The 25,189-nt window shown below is 42.4% G+C and carries 24 protein-coding genes; 5 read left to right on the plus strand and 19 right to left on the minus strand.

The genetic code is table 11. The features are described from left to right. Positions 1–99: 99 nt before the first annotated feature. The 10 genes from argF to G6R08_RS08940 all read right to left on the minus strand — a co-directional run bounded on the left by argF (position 100) and on the right by G6R08_RS08940 (position 12,262). Positions 100–1,059, minus strand: coding sequence for an ornithine carbamoyltransferase (gene argF / locus G6R08_RS08895; RefSeq protein WP_163527656.1), 960 nt, complete (start codon positions 1,057–1,059; stop codon positions 100–102). Next, positions 1,056–4,088 (minus strand): carbamoyl phosphate synthase large subunit, encoded by a 3,033-nt coding sequence (locus G6R08_RS08900; protein ID WP_163527657.1) that lies wholly within the window; start codon positions 4,086–4,088, stop codon positions 1,056–1,058. Before G6R08_RS08900 ends, argF begins: the two co-directional genes overlap by 4 nt. Beyond that, the gene (locus tag G6R08_RS08905; RefSeq protein WP_163527658.1) at positions 4,081–5,148 is read right to left on the minus strand and encodes a carbamoyl phosphate synthase small subunit; all 1,068 of its coding nucleotides are present in this window, start codon (positions 5,146–5,148) and stop codon (positions 4,081–4,083) included. Before G6R08_RS08905 ends, G6R08_RS08900 begins: the two co-directional genes overlap by 8 nt. A 27-nt stretch (positions 5,149–5,175) precedes the next feature. Then, a complete protein-coding gene (locus tag G6R08_RS08910) occupies positions 5,176–6,351 on the minus strand; it encodes an acetylornithine transaminase (RefSeq protein ID WP_163527659.1) in 1,176 nt (391 codons plus the stop codon). Continuing rightward, on the minus strand, positions 6,351–7,169 hold the full coding sequence (argB, locus tag G6R08_RS08915; RefSeq protein WP_240339675.1) for an acetylglutamate kinase: 819 nt from the start codon (positions 7,167–7,169) through the stop codon (positions 6,351–6,353). Before argB ends, G6R08_RS08910 begins: the two co-directional genes overlap by 1 nt. Then, positions 7,132–8,355 (minus strand): bifunctional ornithine acetyltransferase/N-acetylglutamate synthase, encoded by a 1,224-nt coding sequence (argJ, locus tag G6R08_RS08920; RefSeq protein ID WP_163527660.1) that lies wholly within the window; start codon positions 8,353–8,355, stop codon positions 7,132–7,134. Before argJ ends, argB begins: the two co-directional genes overlap by 38 nt. Positions 8,356–8,378: 23 nt before the next feature. Beyond that, the gene (argC, locus tag G6R08_RS08925; RefSeq protein ID WP_163527661.1) at positions 8,379–9,413 is read right to left on the minus strand and encodes an N-acetyl-gamma-glutamyl-phosphate reductase; all 1,035 of its coding nucleotides are present in this window, start codon (positions 9,411–9,413) and stop codon (positions 8,379–8,381) included. A gap of 270 nt (positions 9,414–9,683) precedes the next feature. Next, entirely contained in the window at positions 9,684–10,994 is a 1,311-nt protein-coding gene (locus G6R08_RS08930; protein WP_163527662.1) for a lysine N(6)-hydroxylase/L-ornithine N(5)-oxygenase family protein, read from the minus strand. A gap of 188 nt (positions 10,995–11,182) precedes the next feature. Beyond that, positions 11,183–11,701, minus strand: coding sequence for a GNAT family N-acetyltransferase (locus G6R08_RS08935; protein ID WP_163527663.1), 519 nt, complete (start codon positions 11,699–11,701; stop codon positions 11,183–11,185). Between the two features lie 387 nt (positions 11,702–12,088). Then, positions 12,089–12,262, minus strand: a complete 174-nt coding sequence (locus G6R08_RS08940; RefSeq protein WP_163527664.1) for a hypothetical protein — start codon at positions 12,260–12,262, stop codon at positions 12,089–12,091. A 147-nt stretch (positions 12,263–12,409) separates the two neighbouring features. Between G6R08_RS08940 and G6R08_RS08945 the strand changes: the two genes are divergently transcribed. From G6R08_RS08945 to G6R08_RS08955, 3 genes are all read left to right on the plus strand, one after another. Continuing rightward, on the plus strand, positions 12,410–12,817 hold the full coding sequence (locus tag G6R08_RS08945; protein ID WP_163527665.1) for a hypothetical protein: 408 nt from the start codon (positions 12,410–12,412) through the stop codon (positions 12,815–12,817). Between the two features lie 14 nt (positions 12,818–12,831). After that, the gene (locus G6R08_RS08950) at positions 12,832–13,293 is read left to right on the plus strand and encodes a GNAT family N-acetyltransferase (protein ID WP_163527666.1); all 462 of its coding nucleotides are present in this window, start codon (positions 12,832–12,834) and stop codon (positions 13,291–13,293) included. An 87-nt stretch (positions 13,294–13,380) separates the two neighbouring features. Then, positions 13,381–15,372 carry a hypothetical protein gene (locus G6R08_RS08955; RefSeq protein WP_163527667.1) on the plus strand — a complete coding sequence of 664 codons (1,992 nt, stop codon included), beginning with the start codon at positions 13,381–13,383 and terminating at the stop codon, positions 15,370–15,372. Between the two features lie 61 nt (positions 15,373–15,433). Here G6R08_RS08955 and G6R08_RS08960 read toward each other — a convergent pair whose 3' ends face one another. From G6R08_RS08960 to G6R08_RS08970, 3 genes are read right to left on the minus strand one after another with little or no spacing between them, the layout of a single operon-like run. Continuing rightward, on the minus strand, positions 15,434–16,834 hold the full coding sequence (locus G6R08_RS08960; RefSeq protein ID WP_163527668.1) for a PTS transporter subunit EIIC: 1,401 nt from the start codon (positions 16,832–16,834) through the stop codon (positions 15,434–15,436). Between the two features lie 13 nt (positions 16,835–16,847). Next, positions 16,848–17,585: a chitin disaccharide deacetylase gene (chbG, locus tag G6R08_RS08965; protein ID WP_163527669.1), complete on the minus strand. Its 738-nt coding sequence runs from the start codon at positions 17,583–17,585 to the stop codon at positions 16,848–16,850. Positions 17,586–17,603: 18 nt separating this feature from the next. Beyond that, positions 17,604–18,974, minus strand: coding sequence for a 6-phospho-alpha-glucosidase (locus G6R08_RS08970; RefSeq protein ID WP_163527670.1), 1,371 nt, complete (start codon positions 18,972–18,974; stop codon positions 17,604–17,606). Positions 18,975–19,188: 214 nt separating this feature from the next. On the opposite strand from G6R08_RS08970, the gene G6R08_RS08975 reads away from it, so the two are divergent. Next, complete coding sequence (locus tag G6R08_RS08975; protein ID WP_163527671.1) at positions 19,189–19,902, plus strand: GntR family transcriptional regulator; 714 nt, start codon at positions 19,189–19,191, stop codon at positions 19,900–19,902. Positions 19,903–20,002: 100 nt separating this feature from the next. On the opposite strand, the gene G6R08_RS08980 is transcribed toward G6R08_RS08975, so the two are convergent. Together G6R08_RS08980 and G6R08_RS08985 are read right to left on the minus strand one after the other, a co-directional pair. Next, positions 20,003–20,386 carry a carbonic anhydrase gene (locus G6R08_RS08980; protein ID WP_163527672.1) on the minus strand — a complete coding sequence of 128 codons (384 nt, stop codon included), beginning with the start codon at positions 20,384–20,386 and terminating at the stop codon, positions 20,003–20,005. A 124-nt stretch (positions 20,387–20,510) separates the two neighbouring features. Then, positions 20,511–21,026: a PadR family transcriptional regulator gene (locus tag G6R08_RS08985; protein ID WP_163527673.1), complete on the minus strand. Its 516-nt coding sequence runs from the start codon at positions 21,024–21,026 to the stop codon at positions 20,511–20,513. Between the two features lie 86 nt (positions 21,027–21,112). Between G6R08_RS08985 and G6R08_RS08990 the strand changes: the two genes are divergently transcribed. Continuing rightward, on the plus strand, positions 21,113–21,862 hold the full coding sequence (locus tag G6R08_RS08990; RefSeq protein ID WP_163527674.1) for an SDR family NAD(P)-dependent oxidoreductase: 750 nt from the start codon (positions 21,113–21,115) through the stop codon (positions 21,860–21,862). 58 nt (positions 21,863–21,920) lie between these two features. On the opposite strand, the gene G6R08_RS08995 is transcribed toward G6R08_RS08990, so the two are convergent. The 4 genes from G6R08_RS08995 to G6R08_RS09010 all read right to left on the minus strand — a co-directional run bounded on the left by G6R08_RS08995 (position 21,921) and on the right by G6R08_RS09010 (position 25,189). Then, the gene (locus G6R08_RS08995) at positions 21,921–22,655 is read right to left on the minus strand and encodes an SDR family NAD(P)-dependent oxidoreductase (protein ID WP_163527675.1); all 735 of its coding nucleotides are present in this window, start codon (positions 22,653–22,655) and stop codon (positions 21,921–21,923) included. Positions 22,656–22,836: 181 nt separating this feature from the next. After that, entirely contained in the window at positions 22,837–23,310 is a 474-nt protein-coding gene (locus G6R08_RS09000) for a thioesterase family protein (RefSeq protein ID WP_163527676.1), read from the minus strand. Positions 23,311–23,322: 12 nt separating this feature from the next. Further along, a complete protein-coding gene (locus tag G6R08_RS09005) occupies positions 23,323–24,294 on the minus strand; it encodes a 3-hydroxyacyl-CoA dehydrogenase NAD-binding domain-containing protein (protein WP_205439408.1) in 972 nt (323 codons plus the stop codon). A 1-nt stretch (position 24,295) separates the two neighbouring features. After that, positions 24,296–25,189: a beta-keto acid cleavage family enzyme gene (locus tag G6R08_RS09010; RefSeq protein ID WP_163527677.1), complete on the minus strand. Its 894-nt coding sequence runs from the start codon at positions 25,187–25,189 to the stop codon at positions 24,296–24,298.

Consider the following 25,189-nt stretch of genomic DNA (forward strand, 5'->3'; position numbering starts at 1 on the left):
TACAAATTCCGGAGCGCTTTTTAATCATTTATGAGCTAATCGGTCACATTGTGATCGTTTTTCACAAATTGCGAGCGCCTCAAAACTGAAACGGAGCGATCACGAAATATCACCAATTACAGCCTGAAGAATCGCCTTTTGTACATGTAAACGGTTCTCGGCTTGCTGAAAGACCACGGATCGAGGGCCATCAATGACGCTTGCTGTCACTTCTTCTTCTCTATGAGCCGGCAGACAATGCAGGAAGTGAACATCATCTTTAGCTGCCCCAAGCAGCTGTTGATTGACCTGAAATCCCTCAAAGGCTTTCATGCGTTCTTCTGCTTCTTCCTCTTGCCCCATACTCGCCCAAACGTCTGTATAAACGACATCAGCGCCTTTTACTGCCTGTATGGGATCATGCTCAACTATAACAGAGCCGTTGTTTTCTACAGCTGTTTGCTTAGCTTTTGCTAAAATCTCCGGATCAGGTTCATACCCTGCCGGCGAAGCAATCACAATCTCCATGCCCATCATTGCGCCAAGAATCATGAAAGAATGAGCCACATTATTGCCATCTCCGATATAAACAGCTTTAATCCCAGCTAGCCTTCCTTTTAACTCAAGGATTGTAAAAATGTCTGCCAGGGCCTGACAAGGATGGTATCGATCACAGAGACCATTAATAACAGGAATAGAAGCATGTTGGGCAAGTTCCTGTAATTTCTCATGTGATGTCGTTCGATACATAATGACATCCACATACCCCGATAGTACCTTTGCTGTGTCTGAAATACTTTCACCGCGGCCAACTTGAATGTCCCGCGTGTTTAAATAGAGGGCATGGCCGCCCATTTGAATCATCCCTACCTCAAAGGAGACACGAGTACGAGTGGATGACTTTTCAAAGATCATGCCTAGTGTTTTTCCTGCCAATATATTGTTATGAGGGTTTTCCTTTAAATGTTGGGCTTGAGCAAGCAATCCTGATACATCGGACTGTGAGAAATCGAGCCAAGTGCTGACATTTCTCCCTTTCAGTGAATGTGTGTGGCTGACCATTTGGTGCATTAAGTTCATCCTAATTTCACTCCTTCATTTAAACTCCCGGGCAGCGGGGCTGGAAGATATGGACTTACATGCAGCGAAGCGAGGTAAGCTTCAAACGTCTCTTTTTGACTAAAGACGGTGACACCATATTTCAAAGCTTGAATTCTTCTTTCCATATCTTCAGTAGTTTGCTGATCATTCACATAAATACTTGCTTGCTTAGTCTGTATCCATTCTGAAAAAGAAAGCTGACTTGGTGAATCCATATGAGCATAACCATCTTCCACAAAGCTTACATGTTCTTCGTAAAAATGAGGCAGATGCTCGAAAACCTTGGCCAGAGCTTCCTGGACTGTTCCTCCCAGACACATGCCTTCGCCTGTTGATTTCATGTTGGCATTAAGCTTATGATCAAGCTCCGGTAAAGCGTGGGATGAAAACAACGGATACTTTACCGCTACATGTTCAAACTCAGGTGGCTGCACGTGATCTAAATGACAAGAAACATCTCCCGCTAGAACGCGTGTTGCCAGATCAATCAGAGATCGATTCGACACCTTACTCACGATCGGAACTGTTCGGCTCGCTCGTGGGTTCACTTCAAGCACATAGACCGCATCCTCTGTCAGTAGAAATTGAATGTTCATAATCCCTTTATAATCTGTATGCTGAACTATTTTGCTCGCATATTCCTTAATCGTCGCCTTCACATCTTCATTTAAAGTAGAAGGAAAAATTGCCATACTATCGCCAGAGTGAATCCCGGCGGGTTCTACATGCTCCATGATTTCCGGAATAAAAATATGCTCCCCGTCAGCGACGAGATCAACCTCTGCCTCCTGACCTGTTATAAATTCATCAAGCACAATAGGATAATGACGGGCATCTGTGCCTGCAAGTGCATCCTTCAGTTCATGTTCATTGTTAACTTTCACCATTCCCTGGCCGCCAATCACATAAGAAGGGCGGCACAAGAGTGGATACGTATAGGAACTTGCTGCGCGCATCGCTTCGTCGAAGGTATGGCAGACTGCTCCTGGAATGTGCGGAATATCCAGGCTTTTTAACATCGAGTAAAATTGTTCACGGTCTTCAAGTTGAGCGATCGTATCAACCGAAACACCCGCCAGTGGTATGCCTGCCTCTTCTAGTTGAGCAGCAAGGTTGATAGCAGTCTGACCGCCAAACTGTGTGTAGACCTGGTCTATTTGCTCGTGTTCTACGATGGCCTCGATGATTTCTTTGCTGATCGGTTCAAAGTATAGACGATCGGCTGTTTCGTAATCGGTACTGACGGTTTCCGGATTATTGTTAATCATGATCGTCGACCATCCCAGTTCCTTCAATGTTTCGATAGCCTTGACAGCACTATAATCGAATTCGACACCTTGACCGATCCGAATCGGTCCCGCCCCAACAATCAATGCTTTCTTAGTTGACGGAAGCGGGTCAATTTCGTTCACACCAGAATAGGTTGCATAGACATAGTTTGTAGCCGCTTCAAATTCAGCTGCACATGTGTCGACCATTTTATAGCTTGGATAAAGGTGATAACCTAATCTCTGCTGGGTGATGGCTGATTCTGAGCTTTGCACCAGTTTTGCAATGCTTGCGTCTGTAAACCCGTAGACTTTGGCTAGATGAAGCAACGGCTCAGGCAGCGTTTCAGTCGTACAGTCTCGAAGTTTGTTCTCGATCTCTACAAGGTTCTGTAAAATGCTTAGGAAAAATAGATCGATGGCTGTTTCTTTATGGATTTGTTCGATCTTCTCTCCCTGGCGCAGTAAATCCAGAATTGCAAAATAGCGTAAATCTGTCGGCTGCGTCAGATGTGTGTTTAACTGCGCAGGGTCCAGTTCGGGAATAGATTGGTCCAGTGACGCTACAGCTTTTTGAAAAGCACCTTCAAGTGTGCGGTCAATGGCCATCACTTCACCGGTTGCTTTCATTTTCGTCCCCAGCTTACGGTCGGCTTCTGAAAATTTATCGAATGGCCATCTTGGAAATTTAACGACTACATAATCCAGGGCTGGTTCAAAACTCGCATATGTCGTACCTGTAAGCGGGTTTTTTAATTCATCAAGTGTACAGCCCAGGGCCAGTTTGGTCGCCATTTTAGCTATAGGATAGCCGGTCGCCTTCGATGCAAGGGCAGATGAACGGCTCACTCTTGGATTGACTTCAATCACATAATATTGATTGCTGAGTGGGTCAAGCGCGAACTGAACGTTACAGCCCCCCACAACTTCCAGCTCAGAAATGATCGTAAAGGCAGCTGTACGAAGCATTTGGTATTCTTGATCTGTCAGAGTTTGCGACGGTGCAACAACGATGGAATCGCCGGTATGGACGCCCACAGGATCGAAGTTCTCCATGTTACATACAGAAATACATGTGCCGTTGTGGTCACGCATGACTTCATATTCAACTTCTTTAAACCCGGCAATACTTTTTTCTAAAATCACCTGACCAATTGGGCTGGCCTTTAAGCCGTTGTGGATCAGTTCCTCAAGTTCCGACTCATGATCGACAATACCGCCGCCACGTCCGCCAAGAGTGTAGGCTGGACGACTAATGACGGGATAGCCAACTTTCCGCGCAAAAGCTTTTGCACCTTGCACAGTTTCGATCACTTCACTCTCGGGGACTGGCTGACTAAGTTCACTCATTAGTTCACGAAATAATTCACGGTCTTCCCCTTTTTGTATCGATGTGACACTCGTTCCTAACAGTTCTATATTATATTTCGATAATATTCCTTGTTTGTCGAGTTCAACAGCCAAATTCAGAGCTGTTTGACCGCCAAGTCCGGCCAGCAGGGCATCTGGTTGCTCCTTCTTAATGATGGCTTCGATACTGTTCACCGTAAGCGGTTCACAATAAACGGTGTCGGCCATCGTCGTATCTGTCATAATGGTCGCCGGGTTATTATTAACGAGGACGACATTAAAACCTTCTTCCTTCAGGGCAAGACAGCCTTGCGTCCCGGAGTAATCGAATTCTGCAGCCTGACCGATCAAGATCGGTCCGGACCCTATGATGAGAATCTTCTTAGACATAGGCTTTCTCCCCCTTCATTGCAGTAATCAGTTTGAAAAAATCATCGAATAACCAATAAGCATCCTCAGGTCCAGGGTTGGCCTCTGGATGAAATTGCGCGGATAAAATAGGTAACTTGTCATGCTTCAGCCCTTCCAACGACTGGTCATTTACATGAATTAGGTAAGTGTGCAATCCTGTTTCCGCCAGACTTTCTTCATCGACAACGTAATTATGGTTTTGCGAAGTAAGGAATACTCTCCCTGTCTCAAGATCCTTCACCGGATGATTCGCGCCGCGATGCCCAAAAGAAAGCTTCTTCGTATCCCCTCCAAATGCCAGTGCAATCACTTGATGGCCGAGGCAAATTCCGAGTGATGGGAAGGATTCCAGTACGTGTTTTATTTTTGATAAATATGGTGCCACATCCTTTGGATCTCCAGGGCCATTGGAAAGGACTACTCCATCCGGCTTGAGTTCATCTATGGCATGGAGTTCAGTAAAAGGAACAACTGTCACGCGAAGACCTTTTTCCAAAAGATGATGTAAAATGGAATGCTTGGATCCGAAGTCAATTAAAACAATATGGTCGTCCCCGTCAGAGTGTGTCGTCAGTTTCGTACCCTTAACCTGATAAATTTGATTCGTCATTTGAGTACTCGTCGGCTTCATTGGTCTGTCTGCCAGTGCAGCCTGGCGTGTACCTCCTGTTCGGATCGCTTTCGTTACTTCACGGGTATCTACATTGGTTAAAAAAGGGACTCCTTTATCGTGAAGGTAGTCCTTTAGTGATGTCGTGGCTTTATAGTGCGAAGCTGTCTCAGCACAATGCAGCATCACAACACCTTTCACTTGTGGGTGCTCACTTTCGAAATCATCTTCGTTGATTCCATAATTTCCAATGAGCGGATATGTGAAAACAACGATTTGACCCTGATAGGAAGGATCGGTGATTACTTCCTGATAACCGGTCATCCCGGTGAAAAAGACAATTTCGCCTTCGATGGGGTGCGCCCAATCCTCAGACGCTTCCCCTTTAAATTGTTGACCATCTTGTAAGGTAAGATATCCTTGTTGCATGCCTAACACCTCGCTGTATGAAATAAATTATCGGTTTGAGCTCAATTCCTCTTCGTTTGCTGCTTTGTTTTGTTTGAGCACGTTCTCCAGCTGCTGGACTGCAGTCTGTAATTCATCATAAGAAACATTCAGGGGCGGGAGCAGACGCAGTACTTGGGCTCCTGCAGGAACTGCCAGTAAGCCTTGATCCCTTAATTCTTCAATAATTGAGGGAACAGAGCCCTTCACTTCTATTCCAATCATTAATCCCTGTCCGCGCACTTCCTGAACGTTTGATAGAGGAAGCAGGCGCAATTGTAATTCCTCTTGAAAAAAAGCACCCTTCTCTTTTACTTCCTGTAAAAAATGGTAGTTAAAAATGGTCTCAAGTGTCGCTTTTACAGCAGCCATAGCTAACGGATTTCCTCCAAATGTTGTCCCGTGTGATCCTGGGGTAAAGGACTCTGCCAGGGTTGCTTTACCGATCATGGCTCCGACTGGAAAGCCGCTTCCCAATCCCTTGGCTGCTGTCACAATATCGGGGTCAAGTTCAGCTTGCTGAAAGGCAAAAGGGGCACCAGTGCGTCCAATGCCTGTTTGCACTTCATCAATAATGAGCAGGGCCCCGAGTTTCCGGCATTTTTCCTGAACAGCTTCAAGAAAGGATGCTGTTCCTTCAACAAGCCCCCCTTCTCCTTGAATGACCTCAACCATAATGGCTGCTATATCTTCACCCTGGAGATCTTTTAGAGCTTCCATTTCGTTATATGGGAGATATTCGAACGTAGGCAGCATAGTTCCATACCCTTCTTGAACCTTCTCCTGTCCAGTTGCGCTCATAGTTGCGAACGTTCGGCCATGGAATGAATTCGTAAACGTGATAATTTTTTCCCTGCCTGTATGTTTTCTCGCCAGCTTGATCGCTGCTTCATTAGCTTCTGCTCCACTATTACAAAAGAAGACGCAGTCGAGATTAGTAACGTTTGTCAAAAACTCCGCAGCTTCTTGCTGCAGTGGTATTTGATACAAGTTCGATACATGCCATAGCTTATCGAGCTGTTCCTCAACGGCTTGCTGTACTGCAGGGGGGCGATGGCCCAAATTGCATACAGCTATACCTGAAACAAAATCCAAGTATTCGTTTCCTTGATCATCGACAACCGTTGTACCTTTTCCTGACTCAATCGTTAATGGAAATCGTTTATAGGTTGGAAATAAACTCATTAGACTTCTTCCTTTCGTCTCGCTCGGATCCTTGTTCCTTTCATCTGATTGTGTTCGATCAATGGATGTTCACCACTTACAATCATGACTTCCTGCAGCTGACCTGATAAAGCCTCTACCGCTGCATTCACTTTTGGGACCATACCGCCATGAATCAAGCCTGTTTGTATAAGGGACTCAATGTCCTCTGGTGTAGTATCTTCAATAACAGCTCCCTCTCGTATAATGCCGGGAACATCTGTTACAAATAATAATTTCTCTGCACTCAAGGCCTTCGCCACTGCCGCGGCAGCCACATCAGCGTTGATATTAACCGTTTGCCCTTCAGACGTTTTGCCTAGCGGGGCAATGACAGGCATGTAACCAGCATCTAGGCAACGAAGGAGCAAGTCTGTTTCTACATGTTCTATAGTTCCTACATAACCCCATTTCTCCTGGTCGATGAGCTTCGCTGTCAGCATCATCGCATCAGAACCTTTTAATCCAATTGCCCGTATGGATTGTTGAGCAAGATCAGCCGTTATTTGCGCGTTCACCTTTCCACTCAAAGCCATCTCCACAACTTCAAGTGTTTCTTTTGTTGTCTTTCGGAAGCCCTCGTAGAATTCGCTTTCTATATTCAAACGGTCCAGCATCAAGGTAATAGCCGGTCCACCGCCATGGACAATGACACAATGGTAATGCTTACGAAGCTCCGCAAAGCTCTGGTAAAAATCTTCCGATAACTGATCCAGCATGCTTCCACCAAGCTTTACTACCACAACAGGCTTCTGCTCAAGGTCACGTTCGATAGCTAGCGTTGATTTTGACATAATCATACGTCAAATCGCACCCCCAAGCCGTTCCAGTTCCGCTCCCTTCATAAAGCTCAATGTCTATCGTCACTTCCTCTTTACTCAAGTCTTGTTTCGCTTGCTCCTCTGAAAAAGTACAGGGCGTGCCATCGCTGAATACCAGTTGGCCTTCAATAGAAATACTGCAGCTATCCGCATTAACCTTAGCCTGGCTGTAGCCAATCGCACCGACGATCCGGCCCCAGTTAGCATCCGCTCCATAGATCGCTGTCTTGACAAGGTTTGAACCGACGACGTTCTTAGCAATGATTCTCGCCTCTTCATTCGATACAGCCCCCGTAACGTTGACTTCGATTAACTTAGTAGCCCCTTCCCCATCTTTAGCAATTTGTTTGGCTAAATCCTCACATACTTGCTGAAGAGCTTGCTGAAAGGCTGGCCATTCGGAATGCTGCGGCGTAAGCGTTTGATGATTTATACGGCCATTGGCAAGCGCAAGTACCATGTCATTGGTGGATGTTTCACCATCAACGGTGATTTGATTAAAAGATTTTTCAATCGAAACACTTAATGCTGATTGGAGATGCTGCGATGAAATGGAGGCATCTGTTGTAATAAAACCGAGCATCGTGGCCATGTTTGGATGAATCATCCCTGAACCTTTGGCCGCGCCCGCAATCGTTACCGTTTTCCCATCAATATCCACCTGGTAACACGCTTTCTTTTCACAAGTATCAGTGGTTAAGATCGCTTGCTGAAAATCACTGGCTCCATTCTTTGTTGCTTGCACATGTTGAGTGCCGTGCTCGATTTTATCCATTTGGAGCTGTTCTCCGATTACCCCTGTTGAGGCAACGGCAATGTAGCTTTTTGAAATAGAGAGTTGTTGTGATAGAAGCTCCCTCATTTTATAGGCGTTTGCTAACCCTTGTTCACCTGTACAGGCATTAGCAATAGCACTGTTGACGACAACCGCCTGAATTTGGCCTGATTCTTCAATGCTTTCCTTTGTGACTTGAAGCGGAGGAGCTTGAAAATGACTTTGCGTATAAACAGCTGCGACGGAGGCAGGCTGGTCACTCATCAGTAATCCGAAATCTTTCTTGGCACGCCTGAGGCCACTGTGTATTCCTCCTGCACTAAACCCGACAGGTGTAGAAATCGTTCCTTCTTCAATTCTCTCAATCTTGTATGCCTCCGTACTCTGCATCAAATTCTCCTCCCTTTCATTCCTTATGGATAAACAGGAATATGAAGTAGCCCCGTCGTTTCTTCGATCCCTGCTGCTAGATTCATATTTTGGACAGCCTGACTCGCTGCCCCTTTCATCAAATTGTCAATGACAGATACAATCGTCACCCGTTGAGTCCGATCATCGACCGTTACGCCGATATCGCAGTAGTTCGAGGCATAAACGTCCTTTGTACTCGGCAAGTGACCCGGCTTACGCACTCTTATAAACGGCTGATCTCTGTAAGAGGCTGTCAAACAATCGTGCAACTGCTCAGTTGAATGAGAACTTTTCAATTCACCATACATCGTCGTCATAATCCCCCTGGTCATTGGGATTAAGTGGGTAGAAAACGATACGGGCTCCATTGATTTCTCCCAGACAGTAAGCTGCTGCTCTATTTCCGGAATATGTTGATGTTGATTAACCTTATAAATCTGGACGTTTTCCTGAGTATGAGCAAAATGGGTCAAGGGATTCGGATTTTTCCCTGCTCCTGATACACCGGTTTTGGCATCAATAACGATTCGGCTCGGGTCCAGCAGCTTCTCTTTTATTAATGGTCCTAAACCAAGCAGTGCCGCTGTCGGAAAACAACCCGGATTAGCAATCAGTTCCGCCGACTGTATAGATTCCTTATTCCATTCAGGTAAACCATAGACAGCTTGCTGAAGGACCGATTGAGGTGCTGCCTCCTTCTTATACCACTTTGTATAGACCTCCTGATCCGAAAGACGAAGATCTCCAGATAAGTCAATCACCCTAGCTTTTCCGCCGAGGAGATCCGGTGTGAGCTTACTGGACACTCCTGCTGGTGTGGCTAAAAAGATAACGTCAAGATCAGCCTTCATAGCAGCTGGTTCCAATGGCTGCAGTTGATCTTGTGCTGTATTCAAATGACTGTATGATTCACTTATCCCTTCCCCCGACTGAGTGGAGGAATATAATGTGATCGATTCAATATGCGCATGAGAGGATAGCAGTCGATATAATTCAACACCGCCATATCCGGTAGCTCCAACGATTCCTGCCTTCAATCTTTTTGCTCCTTTCGTATATAAATGTATAATTATTAATTAAACCGTATAATTATGCTATTATTACTTTTAATATGGAAATTGTCAATAGGTTGAGGAGAAGTTTCTGAATTTTTCCTTACTGGTCATTAGGGATCTTAACCGAGGAATAGTCGTCTATGAACTGATTTGTGCAATAAATCGCCATTTCGTGCAAATGCCCCTGAAGTTCCACACATCTCCTTTCATCATGAAAAAAAGGCCAGCAGCATGCTGACCTTTTTGCGAAGATTATAATCCAAAGTTCTGGAAGATATTATTTTCAGGTAACGAGTAAACTTTCCGCCCCATTAAATGATTAATAATCACTTTATTTCGATGAACAGAGAGGCCTAGATTCGTTGAGCCAACACCATGTGTATGGGAAATGCCGCTGTGCACATAAATTTCATTGCTGGACTCAGCTGCTTTCTGCAGCCGATAATCGTGCTCAACTTTATAGCGTCCCTCTTCATCCCACTCGAGGAAATCACCAAGGTGATGGACGAAATCCGGCACGTTCGGTTTATACCCGGTTGCCGTAATTACTACCTCACTTTCATGAGTGAATTCTTCTTTCTTTTGCGTATGATAGCAGGTGATTTCGTATCCGCTGCCTGACGGTTTCGGTGTAATATCCTTCACTTCACTAAGTACTTGAAGGCCGACATCAAGCTCATCCCCGCCTATCGAATGCTCATATAAAAGATTATAGATATCATTAATCGTGTGATTGCTGATTCCTTTATAATACAAGCCCTGGTTAGCAAAAATCTCGTCTTTTTGCTTCTGTGGTAATTGGTAAAAATAGTTCACATAATCAGGTGAAAAATGCTCAAGACTCAGTTTAGACTCTTCCATTGAAGCGAACCCTGGTGAGCGGGTGATCCAGTCGATACGGTAGCCGTAATCTTTCTGTTCTTTTAAAAGTTCTCGAAACGTTTCGGCGGCGCTCTGTCCTGAGCCAACGACAGTGATCGAATTAGCGTTTCGACAGCGATCCTGATTAGGGAGGAAATCTGCGGTGTGGAACACGTCTGCGTCAGGTAAATTCCTCAACGATTTCGGCATAACAGGAACAGTCCCCGTACCCATAACGAGGTGCCGTGCCTTAAATTCGCTCGTCTGGTTGGTGGCAAGATTGAGGACTTCGACTTGAAAGTATTCCTCGTTATCCTGGATATGACGCACGTCAGTGACACGTTGGCCAAATTGACAGCTTGGAAGTCTTTTTGAGACCCATTGGCAGTATTCGTTATATTCACGGCGCGGTATGTCGAGTCGTTGTAAAAAATAAAATTGATACATGCGGTCGTTTTGGCTAATGTAGTTGAGAAAGCTATGTTTGTTGGTTGGATCGGCCATCGTGACGAGGTCTGCGAGGAAAGGCACCTGCATTTTCGTACCTTCAATGAGCATGCCCGGATGCCAGTCAAAGTGATCGTTCTGTTCGAAGAAAACACTAGTAATATCTTCTATTTCGTCGAGAAGTGCAGCCAGGCTTAGGTTAAAGGGGCCCACTCCTACCCCGATGAGATCATACATTTTGTCTTGTTGTTCCATTTTCACTACTCCTTTTTCTGAAAAAATTCCATTTCAGAACACTACTACCATGGTACCATAATGGCAGGAAAACGGTAACATGGGGGAAGGGGGCTTACCGGGTAATATCCTTCGTCAGTATAGAGACTATCCTTACTAGGTTTACAATTTCATACATCTTTATGCACAAGTCATTGTTTAAGGAAACATCAGGAATACCGTAGCTCTTTCCCCATCACTAGTAATGGTGGAACTTCAGGTATGACAACTGCATGTTCTTTCACCACTTGCCATCCACTCTGTCTATACAATTCAATCGCCGGGACATTATCTATAGAGGTCGTAAGTATGGAGGTGGTATGGTTGACAGTCTGCAATAATTCATCATGCAACAGTCGGCCAATACCTTTTTTTCTACTGGCAGGTTCAACAGCTAACTCTACAAGCTCAAAGCAGTCAGTAAGCCATTGTTGAATTTCCTTATCAGTCAACTGTGCTGCTATTTTTTCACGGTAATATTGCCCGGGGAATGACGTATAACCATATGCAAATCCCAGGGCACCCCCATTTTCGTCCACATATTTCACACCGGAAAAACCTTTATATGTAACATGTTTTGTTATCATTTCTAAGACTTGTTCTGGTTTTGTGTCTTCAAATGAATTGCTGTAAATGTCAATCATTTCATTTACATCCTCATCTATTTCACCCCAGAATTTCACTCCCATATTCATCTCTCCTCGTACTAAAATTCATGGACTACTATTTATTACTCTGCCTGAAAATGTAGAAGGGGCAGAAAAAGTGTATTAACGGAAATGTTTAATTTATCAATGGACTGAAATTGGTTTTCGGGGGGAGAGCATGGGCGATAAAAGTGATGATGCAGTAGACAGGGCCTAATATTTTCCACCAATGGATTGAATAGTATGGTGAAAATAACGCTCACGGCATACTGGCAGAGTTTGCATCTATTCAATGTGAAAAGGCTGGACCAGCTTTTTCAGGGATTTCAAGAAGGGCGCTTGTACAATCTACCGTTCTAAAGGGCGCACAGAAACCACAACAGACTTTTCGAAAAATGTGAGGTAAGTTAGAAGATCGAGTGAAAATGGTCACTCCATTTGCTGATCTTTCATCTTCATCAATCCCGAGATGAGCAACAATACAGCCCCTATCCCTACTAGCACAGAGTCAATATCAACAAAAGGAAAGTTTACATCTGCTATCCAAAAGCATGCGCCAATAATGAACAACAACCATCCTGCCACGGAGACCTTCTTTTGCATCACACATACTCCTTCCCTGTCCTTTTAGATTATTCTAACATTTTTGAAACCAACTTCCTCATTATTCGTATAGTTAAGACAATGATTTTTCAGAAAAAGTAGGCTTCTTACTCAATTATATGCTGCAGAAAGGAAAGGTTGATTGACGTGGAGCATCAGTTTTCTATGAACTTTTCAGATCAAAAGCTTCTAGGTTTGGCATGGCTGGCAGTCGCTGCAATAAATATCGTGTTAATCTGCTTCGATATTTATTTGGCAGAGACTCTACTTTTTGTCTTCATCCTTCATATTATTACATCCGGAATTAGTATTTATTTAGCCATATCCTTTATGAACATTCACAAATTATCGTACGTTAGAATTGACGAAGACATACTATTTATTCGCCCTGGCATTTATCCTTACGAGAAAGAAATTCCTTTGGTTTCTCTAAATAAATGGGTCGAAAAAGAGGGCTATCTCCACATTTATTATGGTGATGGAAAAAGTGCTAAAATTCATCGTCATCAACTAAGTCATTATGATTTCGTGCAGCTTAGAGAAAAGCTGTCTTAGTTAAGGAGGTTTCTATGGAAAATTCAATCACACTGACACTTGTTCAAAAGAGACAAGACTTTTTACCGTATCTTCTGCTAGCAGATGAGACAGAGGAGATTATTAATGAGTATATCGACGAAGGGGAAATGTACGCAATTAAGTATGAGAAACAAACGATAGGGGTCTGCCTATTTATTTTCCCCTCCCCACACACTGTTGAAGTGAAAAACATTGCTATTCGCCCTGAGAATCAGGGACAAGGGTTCGGAAAACGAGTTTTGGACAGTGCTTTCCAAATGTATAAAGAAAAGGGATTCCACAATATGGTTGTCGGCACGTCTAATTCAAGCCTTGCCAATCTCGCCTTCTATCAAAAAGCAGGTTTTCGGATGGATGGAATAATCAAGGATTTCTTCACCCGCTATCCTGAGCCGATATACGAGAACGGTATTCAGGCGCTTGACATGGTTCGATTCAGTAAAAGACTTATCTGAATGATAGAAAAAAGAGTCTACCTAAAAAAGGAAAGCTTGGTCTATTAAGATATAACGTTCTGTCATTTTTCTACTGGTGGTGTACAGATGAAATTCATTGCTAAATTGGTTAGCCAATACCTTCTAGGAGTTATTGGGATCATTTTAATCAGTTCTATCCCTGCACTTTTTCAAAAAAGGTATAATTTTGACCCTTTCACTTATTTTCAAAGTGTAGGGGAGGTTGTCTACAAGATTTTCACCCCATCAGAATGGTCCTTTAGGCTATATTTAAATTATGATTACGTTGAAAGACCTTTATTTGCGTATGTTTACGACCACTATACTTATTCCATGACCATTCTTTTCTCTGCCCTGTTCATTGCCTTGATCGTAAGTTTTTTACTAGCATTATCTACCTTTCACCTTCCTTCCAAACCAAGGAAAGTAATCCACCGCTTGTTAAACGGTTTAGAAGCATTTCCTGATATTCTGTTTATTTTTATGCTGCAAATGTTAGTCGTATGGTTTTACAAATACTCTGGGATTCTTCTATTTGAATTTGTTTATTTGGGAGAGGAAAAAATTTATTTATCACCCATTCTTTCTCTCTGTATACTGCCAACCGTTTTATTCTATAAAGTCATCTTGTTGTTATTCGAAGAAGAATGGAGCAAGGACTATGTACAGCTAGCCAAAAGCAGGGGATTCAGCAGCATGTATATTCTCCTTCAACATTGTGTACGTAATATAAAAAGAAATCTTGTGATTCAATCAAAGCCTATTATTTGGGCCACCTTGTCCAGCTTATTAGTCGTAGAATACTTACACAATTTCTACGGAATTGTTCGGCTCATCTTTTTTGACAGCAGGCCATTTACGATTACAGTAGCGCTCGTCATGATCTTTACACCTTTTTATATAATCTTTCAATTTCTCGAGTGGAGTCTTAAAATGAACCAATCCTCCCCATTCGAGAATAACGAAAGATTATTGAGAGGAAAAAAATTATTCTCGGGAATATCTTTCTCAAGACGCGTGACTATCGATAAGGTAAGCTCCCAGATATATTCTTTCTGGGAAGGATGGTTAAAACTACTTCGAAAACCTAAGTTTGTCTTAGGGATGCTTTACATTGGAGGATTAGCTGCAGCCAGTCTGGTATATAGTTACTTCAAAGATCCTAACGTAGAGAGAGTGGGTGTCTTTCAAGATGAAAGCGGTGCCTATCATGCTCCACCTCATCCCCCAGGGGTTCTATTTCTGGGGTCGGACACCTATGGTTATCCTATTTTTGAAATGCTGGCCAGCGGGGCCAAATATACGATTCTGTTTTCACTTTTAATTGCCTTGTTAAGGGTTCTTTTCGGTTATATACTAACGATTCCATATATGTTTTGGCTGGGAGAGCGTTCAAGAAATGCTATAAGTAAAATAGCTGACGGAATGCAATTCTTACCTCTTTCCCTTATTGCCTATGTATTATTAGTAAATGTCGTTCTTTTCGATGAAGATAGAAGGGCTATGGCTGAGTCTTTAATCATCCCGAATGTCATATTGGAAGTTATCGTGCTTGTTGTATTTGTGATTCCTGTAACGCTTAACACCATTGGCAGGGAGTCAAACGCTCTTCTGAAAAGTGAGTATATCCAATCTTCCTTACTATTAGGAGCAAGTAAAACTAGAATATTCTTTAGCCATATTTCCATTTCGCTATTGCCAAAAATCGTCTATTTATTGGGTCAGCAAATGATTCAGGTGCTGCAAGTATTTGTCCATTTGGGGGTTTTCGGCATTTTCTTAGGTGGCGGATTGAAAGGACAGCCGGATCAATCTTTGATCTATGAATGGACAGCGCTGTTCGAAAATATGAGAATTGGTATTATGACGGGACAATATTGGTTAATTATTCCTGTCCTTACTCTTTACATCTTACTAATTTTATCTATTCAAGCAATCACCAGGAGTGTAATAGAAGTACAACAGCGTAAGATCGGCATCGTTTCAGAAAGACCAAAGAAATGGAAGAAGAACAGTGCAGGATCGGATGGCCGCCCCTCTGAAGATATAACCAATAAAACACACTTCACCTTTTTATAAAGGAATTTTACCCCACCTCAGGTCATCCATTATTTGGATGACCTGAGGTGGGGTTATTTGGTTATTCTCCCAGATACTTATCTAATTCACTTTTTACAGTTGTTGCTTCTGAGCCAATAACAATTTGTATATTTTGTTTATCGATTTTTACTACACCATGGGCACCAGTTTGTTTGATTCGCTTTTCATCAACCACATCTGTGTCCTTTAATTCCAGCCGCAAACGTGTCATGCAATGATCATTCGTTATGACATTTTCTTTTCCACCAATAGACTGAAGAATCTTCTTAGCCATATATTCATGGTTTGAGTGGGATAATTCTAAATCCTCTTCCTTACTAGAAGCTACTTCATCAAATTCGAGGTCGTGTTCTCTTCCAATTAACGGTATATCCTTCTTAACGATAATCGTATAGAAGGTGAAATAATAAAGAGCAGAGAAAACAAGCCCTATGGGGATAATCCACAACCCTCCATCTGATAGATTAAGATTCAAGAAGTAGTCAATTGCTCCTGCTCCCCAAGAGAACCCATGCCTGATGTGAAGCAGGTAAAGAACAGCTCCTGCTAAACCAGTGTAAATGGAATGCAGAAAGTATAATAATGGTGAGGTAAAAAGAAAAGTAAATTCAATAGGTTCGGTAATCCCCGTTACAACCGACGTAGCTGCACCTGAAGACATCAGAGATTTCGTCTCCTGTTTCCTTTTTCTTGCAGCCTTCGTAATGGCTAGCGCGATGGCAGGAATACCGAACATCATGGTAATGAAAAATCCGCCAATAAAGTACCCTGCAGTTGGGTCACCACTGAGAAATCGTGTAATTTCACCAGTTACGACCTCACCGGAAGCGGTTTCATATTCACCTAAACCAAAGTAAACGTACGTATTAATCACATGATGCAAGCCAAATGGCAGTAAAAATCGATTTAAGAATCCAAATATAAATACTCCCAGTGCTCCAAGCCCCATCAAAGTTTGACTGAAGGCATCAATTCCAGCTTGAGCATAAGGCCAAATCAAGGCCATAACTCCAGCTACCGGAATCATCGTGAAAATAATCATCGTAATCGGGAACTTTTCACCACTGAAAAAAGCAAACATACTAGGAAGCTTTGTATCTTTAAATTTATTATAAATATAAGCTGCTATTAAACCCGCTAGGACCCCGCCAAAAACGCTCATATTCAGCTCAGGGTCCATAATCTTGAGCCCTTCTTCTAAAACGATAATAGCCAGGAAGCCTGTAAGTGCCGGTATCCCCTTATCCTTTGCCTTTGCTAAGCCCATAGCAATACCAATGGCAATTAGTGCATCCATTTGCGCTAAAATAACCCCAGAAGCCTGAAACAAAGGGATATCAAGCATATCTTCAGCTGTGATTCGCAGCAGCAACCCAGCAATAGGCAAAGCAACAATGGGAATTAATAACGACTTTCCAAACTTTTGCAAAAAGCTTTTCATTTTTCGTTCCTCCTCATATGATCGGCTTTAAAAGTCCCTTAAACGTGGTCAATTGAATATCTGTCCGCCCCTGAATCAAGCCCAAAATTCCTGGATCTGTTAAAAACTCCACTTCATCCACCCTTGGATAGGTGAAGGAAGACGTCGAGAGCAGCGGTTTATCTAAATAAGCTGGATGGGACATGACTTCGACTGTATCATGTTCCCTAAATAACTCATTAAGGGCCTGCTCATCTTTTAAAGCGCTTTCAATTAAATAAGCAAAAAAATCTGTTGTTTTCACTTCTTTCTGCTCCATATTATTACGAACAGGCAAGTTATACTCTTTAGCTAGCTGCAGAAACACCTGAGATATGTCACCAAATGAGTTGATATGATGATGACTATCTAAATGAGTTGGTTGTAAACCATAGGAGAGGAATTTTTCAATTTGCGACTTCCATTCGAAATACACTTCATCATAATCAATCGTAAAAGCCCCCTTGTAAAAGGCTAGCTTTCTGAAGTCCCCTTTTGAATCAACGATCGTTCGATGATTAGCCAATAGAGGTCTCCCACAAGTTAAAACGAGGTGCACTCCTACTCCAAGCCCTGGGTTTTGCTTGGCCAGTTCAGCCGCGTGGTCTGCCCCTGGCATGTTTGACATAAAAGTTGTCGAAGTTAGCACACCATACTGATAAGAATCAATGATTCCGTAATTCACCCCTCTTGAATAGCCAAAATCATCTGCATTAATAATAAGCTTTTTCATGATATCCCCTTCTCTTTTCTAATTATTACTATCAGATGTTGTCTGAAAAAATGATTCCGTATTTTTCTTAATTTCCGGCCAGTATTTTTCATTGGCAGCGATCAAATCATCGACAATCTCCTTAGCCTTAGAAACATTGACTACTGTGCGGTTTAATGTAAGTGCCTGAACAAGCTTTTGATAACTTCTTTCAAAATAGGCGTCAACAACTAGCTGTTCATAAGCTAACTGACCTTCAATAAGCCCCTTATAAAAAATAGGAATCTCACCAACAGAAAATGGCTTAGGTCCCTGGCTTGTCAAAAGAGCTGGTACTTCAACCATAGCCTCCACTGGCAAATTAGGAATAACACCATTGTTTTCCACCATAACTATGAATCGTTTATTTAAATTATAGGCCAGAGATTCAGCTGCCCTAACCATAAAGACACCATGAATATCAACATCTAAATCTTCTCCTTCGGCTGTCTCTTTCATGATGATACGATCACATAGATCATGAACGTGCTTCTGGCGCCCTTCTATGACTTGTCGTGCCCGCGTGCGGCTGGGGTCCTCTTTTTCTACCATGGCTTCGGGGTATAAGTAATATTGCAAGTACGTATTAGGTAGAAATTCCGGAAAATCAATCAGCATTTGGCGTGCCTGTTCAAATGTCTTCTGCCAGGAGATATCATGAGCAATTGCCTCATCCTCTGGGGTGAAGCCTGTTTCAATAATAAGTCTTTTTAAACGCTCTGTATGGTCATTGCCTTCTTTGTCATAAATTTTTGTGAACCAGCCAAAGTGATTTAACCCAAAGTATTCCGGTACAATGTCCCATACATTGAGATCAAGAATCTTAGCGTAACTGATCATAATGGCAATTGGCATATCACAAATATTGAGGATGCGATGATCATTAGGAAATTCCCTGTTAAGTGCCTCCGCTACGATTGCGGCTGGATTTGTATAATTTAAAATCCAAGCATTGGGTGAATAGGCACGAACGTCATTTACAAGTTCAATCATATCTCCAATTGACCTCAGCCCATAAGCCATTCCCCCAGGACCGCATGTTTCCTGACCTACTACCCCGTGTTTTAGGGAAATCTGTTCATCCTGCTCTCGCATGGCTAAGCCACCAGTACGGATTTGCACAAATACAAAGTCCGCCTGTTTAAAAGCTGTTTCTTTGTCCGTCGTACAGGAGAAAGATTCTAATTCAGGATAGCGTTCTTTAAATAAAATTTCAGTTGCTCTTGCATTTCGCTCCTGGCGTTGTTCATCAATATCGTAGAATATGATTTCTTTTAAGGGGAACCGTTCTTTTTCTTCAATTAAGCTCATCATCATACCCATTGTATAAGTGCTTCCACTGCCTACTACAACTAAGCGCTGTTTTTTCATAAAATGCCCCTTCCTATTCATCTCTTACACTATTTATATCATTATAATAATACTAATTCAATACCAAATATGCATTAAACTTGTATTAATTTATATACTAAATAGGAATAAAAATGATTTTACAACATAGAAGGATGAAAATAATTTCATATTCGTTTATAGTTGTATTAGTGATTAATACAACTACAAACACATAACCTTGGTGGTGACATAAATGAATTCAAATACACCGTTATATAAACAAGTAGCAAGTAAGATAAAAAAAGAGATCATTACCGCAAAGCTTAATAAAGATGAAGCTATTCCTTCGGAGAAAAAACTAGCTGAAAAATATCAGGTCAGCAGAGTAACAATTCGTCAATCCATTCAACAACTAGTAAATGAAGACATACTTTATAAGGTTCGCGGAAGCGGTACATATGTAAAAAACCAGAAAATCGAACACGATATATACAGGTTGCAAAGCTTTACTGAAGAAATGACCCATTTAAATCAAACACCAACAAACCAAGTGCTTGATTTTCACATGCAAGAACCTAGTGATCAGGTAAGAGAAACTTTAGAACTTAACCAAGGGGAAAAGGTCTTTTTTATTCGGAGACTGCGTTGTGTGGATGACGAACCGATGATTTTGGAGGAAACATACATGCCAGTTTCCCTATTTCCAGATTTGTCAGTAGAAGTGATGACTCGTTCTAAATACGAATACGTGGAAAACAAAGGCTATATCATTAAAGAACGTCAAGGAGAGATTCTACCGTTATCCCCTAATGAAGAATTGAAGAGAATTCTCCTGTTAGAAGGTGACGCGTCAATTCTAACCATGAATTTATGGGCATATTTGGATGATGATACAATTTTTGAATATACTCGTCTCTATTTCAGAAGTGAGAAGTATACATTTAAATTTACATCTAAACGGTTTTGATATAATAAGGAGCTGGGCAAATCAATTGCCCAGCTCCTTATTGGTTCAATCAATTGTAACTAAAAAAGAAGCCCAATGGACTTCTTCTTTTCACTTTCAACTATTCCTTTACAACTTCTACTTCCCAATTTTCATTCACATAAAGCCCAAGAACCTTGACTTCCAGTCCCCAGTTTTTAATTTTCTCCACAGACTTTTCAATCTGCCCAAACAATTCATCTTTCGGAACCGGGTTCCCTGCACAGCCATAATGCCCTACAATCGCCACTACCTCTGAGCCATGGGCTTCATAAGAAACTTGAACTCTGGACTGTATGGATTCAACCTCTCGCTCTGTTCCTTCTAACAGCACTTTGTTCGGACCAGCCTCAGTAATCATATCTATGTACTCAACTGAAAACTGTTCTTTCATCCACTCAAATACCGGCTGTTGAACTCTTCCATCCATGCAATTAATGGCTGTCGCAAATTTTGAATCTGACATAACTTTTAGCCTCCTGTAATAGTCATTTTATAGCTTTATATAATGTAACGATATTTCTATCATATCAATTCATTGATTTTATGTCGCCTCTCTGCAACTATCACTTTCCCCTAAAAAAAAATAATTAATCTGAAATCCGCTCCCTTATTATATCTTGTACATTCTTTAGCCATTTCAGATGAAAGTTTAACATTCCGTAGTAATGACTGTGAATGGCAGCTGCCAATTCAGAACCTGAAGGCGGATTGTCGTCTAATACACGTTCAAGGTTCACGATCCATGAAGTAATAAGCTCCGATACTTTGTCTAAGTTTACGTAATCAACAAATAGCAGCGCCGGATAGAGCGACCGCCCATCCATTTTCTGAGTTTCAAAAACCTCATAAATTAAGTTGATCAAATGGTTATGCCCTTCCGAAGTAATTGAATAGATCGTACGATTAGGCCGCTTCTCCACCTTCTCTGTTTTTATGGACTGAATATAATTCTTTTTTTTAAGACTTTCTATGGAATAATATAGGTTTCCATCTGTCATATCGAAAAATTGGTCCCACTTGTTCTCTTTTATAATTTTTTTAATTTCATAAGGATGCTGATCGTTCGATTTTAACAACCCTAGAATGACGATTTGTATTGACATAGCTGTCACCCTTTCTCGATAAACTAATTACTTTGCGCAGAGTATATAAGGATATATAATGTAAATAAACTGACAGGAGTGATTCCATGCAATTAGATAATAAAGTCGCAATTATAACAGGTGGTGCAGGAGGTATAGGGAAAGGTATTGCCAAAGCCTTGCTGAAGGAAGGCGCAAACGTAGTCATTGTAGATATTAATAAGGATGCTGGTCAATCTACAATGAAGGTGTTGAAAGAATTTGGCAAAGTCCATTTCATTTTAAAAGATATTTCTATCGCTGAACATGCAGCAGAAATTGTTCAGGAAACCATCGATACGTTCGGCAAGCTCGATATTCTCATCAATAATGCCCATGCTTCCAGACAAAAGCCATTTACAAATACAATGCGTGATGATTTTGATTTATCCTTTAACACTGGATTTTACCCTACTGTGAATTTAATGCAAGCAAGTTATGAACAATTGAAAGGAAACCAAGGATTTGTCATCAACTTCGCCTCAGGTGCAGGGATTTCCTGCCAGCCAAATCAAGCCTCTTATGCAGCAGCCAAAGAGGCAATTCGAGGATTAACACGTACGGTGGCAAATGAATGGGCCAGAGATCAAATTAATGTGAACTTAATTTCACCGATCGCCCATACTGCTGGTGTAGAAGGATGGAGACAGCAGCACCCTGAACAGTATCAATCCATGATATCTGGAATTCCACTAGGGAGGCTGGGGGATCCAGAGCAGGACATCGGAAAAGCCGCTGTCTTTCTAAGCAGTGAAAATAGCTCATATATTACGGGTCAAACGATCATGGTGGATGGAGGCACAGTTAAATTAACATAAGTAAAAAAATGCACCCTTTTACGAAAAGGGTGCACTTTCTATAAAGAACCAGTCATGTTTATTGAGCTGAAAAACCACCATCAATGACTAGTTCAGCTCCTGTAACATAGGCTGCATTGTCGGATGCCAAATATAAAACAGCCTGTGCTACGTCCTCTGTCGTACCAAGTCTTTGTAATGGAGTAGCACGAATAAGGCTCTTAAGTGTCTCACCAGATTCTTTTAGCCCATCCGTCATTGGCGTTTGAATAACTCCAGGGAATACGGCATTCACCCGTACACCATACGGACCGTATTGAGTAGCTGCTGCTTTTGAAATAGCACGTACCGCTCCTTTTGATGCCGAATAGTTATTCAAGCCCATTCCAATTTGAGCTGTATAACTAGAAATATTAACGATTGCACCAGACTTTTGTTCCATCATATAAGGAATAACATGTTTCATTCCTGCAAATGGGCCGAAACTGTTAATTCGCATCATCGTATCCCAATCCTCAATGGTTATATCCTGAACCGTTTTTTCGCTTGAAATTCCCGCGTTGTTAATAAGGATATCAATTTTTCCATAGGTGTCGATCACTTGTTTAGTGAGGCTGATCCAATTATCCTCAGAAGAAACATTAAGGTACAGACCTTCCACGCCTTCTATATTGTCAACTTCTTGTAAACTATCTCTGTTAATATCAGCTGCAATCACTAAAGCTCCTTCTTCACTGAATAGTTCAACCATACGACGTCCCATGCCAGAAGCACCGCCAGTTATAATAGCCACTTTATTATCAAATTTCCCCATTTTGAATTCCTCCTTTAAGGATATACAACTATTTTATCACCCAATATACTTTGTGCAAAGTATATTGGGTTGAAGTATTACTTTAAGGAGGTTAGAGTTACTGCTGATGGGAAAAACTTAAAACACGAGCATGAGGTGTATAGCCTCATGCTCGTGCTTAAATTTCATAGTTATAAAGGCATTATCTTTTCTTTTTAATCCCGATGACTCTTCCCGCTTCTTTCGGTTTTGTTTCAACAGAAAACTGGTCTGCCAATGATTGCAGCTTTGAAGAAACCTCATCCGGAAACGGACCAGGCCGGCCAGATTCCTGGTCCATGCCCATGAGCATTTGTTCGCTCGTAGCCGCCCGTTTACCTTCCGCTCCATATAACTCGAGAAAAAGGTGGACGCGCTTCGCGTCATAGTCAAGTACGGTTGCATGGACTTCCAATGACTCTTCAAAATTCATTTCTGCTAAGTAACAGACGTGATTTTCAAGGGTGAACATGGTGTACTGTTCTTTTTCACGAAAAGCATCAGTTACACCCATTTCCCTCACGAAACCATCAACCGCCCAGCTGAATGCCCGGACGTAATCAGCATCATTCATATGGCCGTTGTAATCAATCCATTCTTTTCTAACATGATCTTTTAAAACGACTAACGAGTTCATTCATTTGCTCCTTTATAATCTGCCATTCAAATTAGCGGCTGGCCAATATTTTTCCAACAGCTCCTGCAGCTCGATTAAAAATTGATCACGGCGTTTTTCGAGCTCTGCCATATCGCTTCCCTCTGTTTGGGCTTCACAACCAGTGATTACCTTTTCAGCCAGCTCATCCGTAAGCTCTGGCGCTTCAAGTTTCGTCCACGGCAGCTTCAAGGCTGGTCCGAATTGGTGAAGCAAATGTCTCATTCCTTGTTTGCCTCCACCCATATGCAAAGTCAGGAATGGCCCCATTAAAGCCCAACGCAAACCTGGGCCATACACAATCGATGCATCAACTTCTTCCGTTGTAGCAACCCCATCATTTACGATGTGCAGCGCTTCTCTCCAGATCGCTTCCATCAATCTGTCTGCAACATGGCCTTCGACTTCTTTTTGGACAACTAGTGGCTTCATATTAAGCTCTTCATAAAACTTACGCGCTTTTTCTATGAATGCCTGATTTGTTTTCCCGCCGCCAACAACTTCCACAAGCGGAACTAAATAAACCGGGTTAAAGGGATGTGCAACCATGACACGCTCGGGATGCGCTGTACAATCCTTTTGCAGAACACTCGGAACAATTCCAGATGTGCTTGAGGCAATGATTGCCTCTGCTTTAGCGTATCCATCGATTTCAGCAATAACCTGCCGTTTCAGTTCTTCCCGTTCTGGCACATTCTCCTGGATAAAGTCGGCTTCAGCCACCGCTGTCTTCAGATCCTTTTCAAAAGAAAGGTTATCCAGTGAAGCGCCTTGGCTAAGTCCGTATTTTTCCATGGCTGGCCAGGCATTCTTCACCGCCGCATGCATGTTGGATTCTGCTTCTGGTGCAGGGTCTGTAGCCGTTACTTTGTACCCGTTCGCCAGAAAGCGAGTAATCCATCCATTGCCAATCACACCGGTTCCGACTACAGTTATGTGTTTTACCATTGTTGTTTGCTGTTCCATATTATTGTTCCTTTCCGTGTGGGTTTCGCAGATTCAGCATCTCTCGTGCTTCTGCTGGAGTCATAATGTCAGAACCCAGGCTTTGTGTTATGCCGACAGCTTTGTCGACCAGTTGTTCATTCGATGCCAGCACACCTTTTTTCAAGTAAATGTTGTCTTCAAGGCCTACACGGATGTTACCGCCTTGTAAGACGGACTGCGCCACAACGGGCATTTGCATCCTGCCGATACCAAAGGCTGCCCAGCGCCCATTTTCTGGAATGCGGCTCTTCATATATGCAATGGTCTCTGCATCTGCAGCAGCTCCCCATGGTATTCCCAGGCAAAATTGGAATAGTGGGTCGCCGTCAATCAGCCCTTCTTTCACCAATTGGTTAGCAAAACGAATATGACCCGTATCAAAACACTCAAGTTCCGCCCTTACACCGCTTTGCTGGATGAGGCTGGCCTGTTTTCTCAGCCAGTCTGTTGGACTGATGTACACTTGATTCCCGAAATTGACACTTCCACAATCCAATGTACAGATTTCAGGAAGCAGTTCACCTACTGGCTCATGACGTTCCTCAGGTGTTTGCATATCTGTGCCTGCCCCGCCTCTCGTTGGATCTTCGTCACTCGGAATCCAGTCACCGCCGCCACCGGCAGTGATATTTAAAATAACATCCGTATCAGCTTCACGGACGCGCTCAACAACTTCCCTGAATAAATTCACATCATGACTCAATTGTCCTGTCTCTGGATCACGAACATGAATGTGTGCAATGGTAGCACCTGCTTTCGCAGCTTTAATGGAAGCATCTGCGATTTCCTTAGGTGTTACAGGAACATCAGGGTTTTTAGAAACAGTATCGCCTGCACCAGTCACAGCGCAAGATAAAATCACTTTCTTCTGCAT

Origin of the sequence: Halobacillus ihumii (genome assembly GCF_902726645.1) — a bacterium.
Taxonomy (GTDB): domain Bacteria; phylum Bacillota; class Bacilli; order Bacillales; family Halobacillaceae; genus Halobacillus_A; species Halobacillus_A ihumii.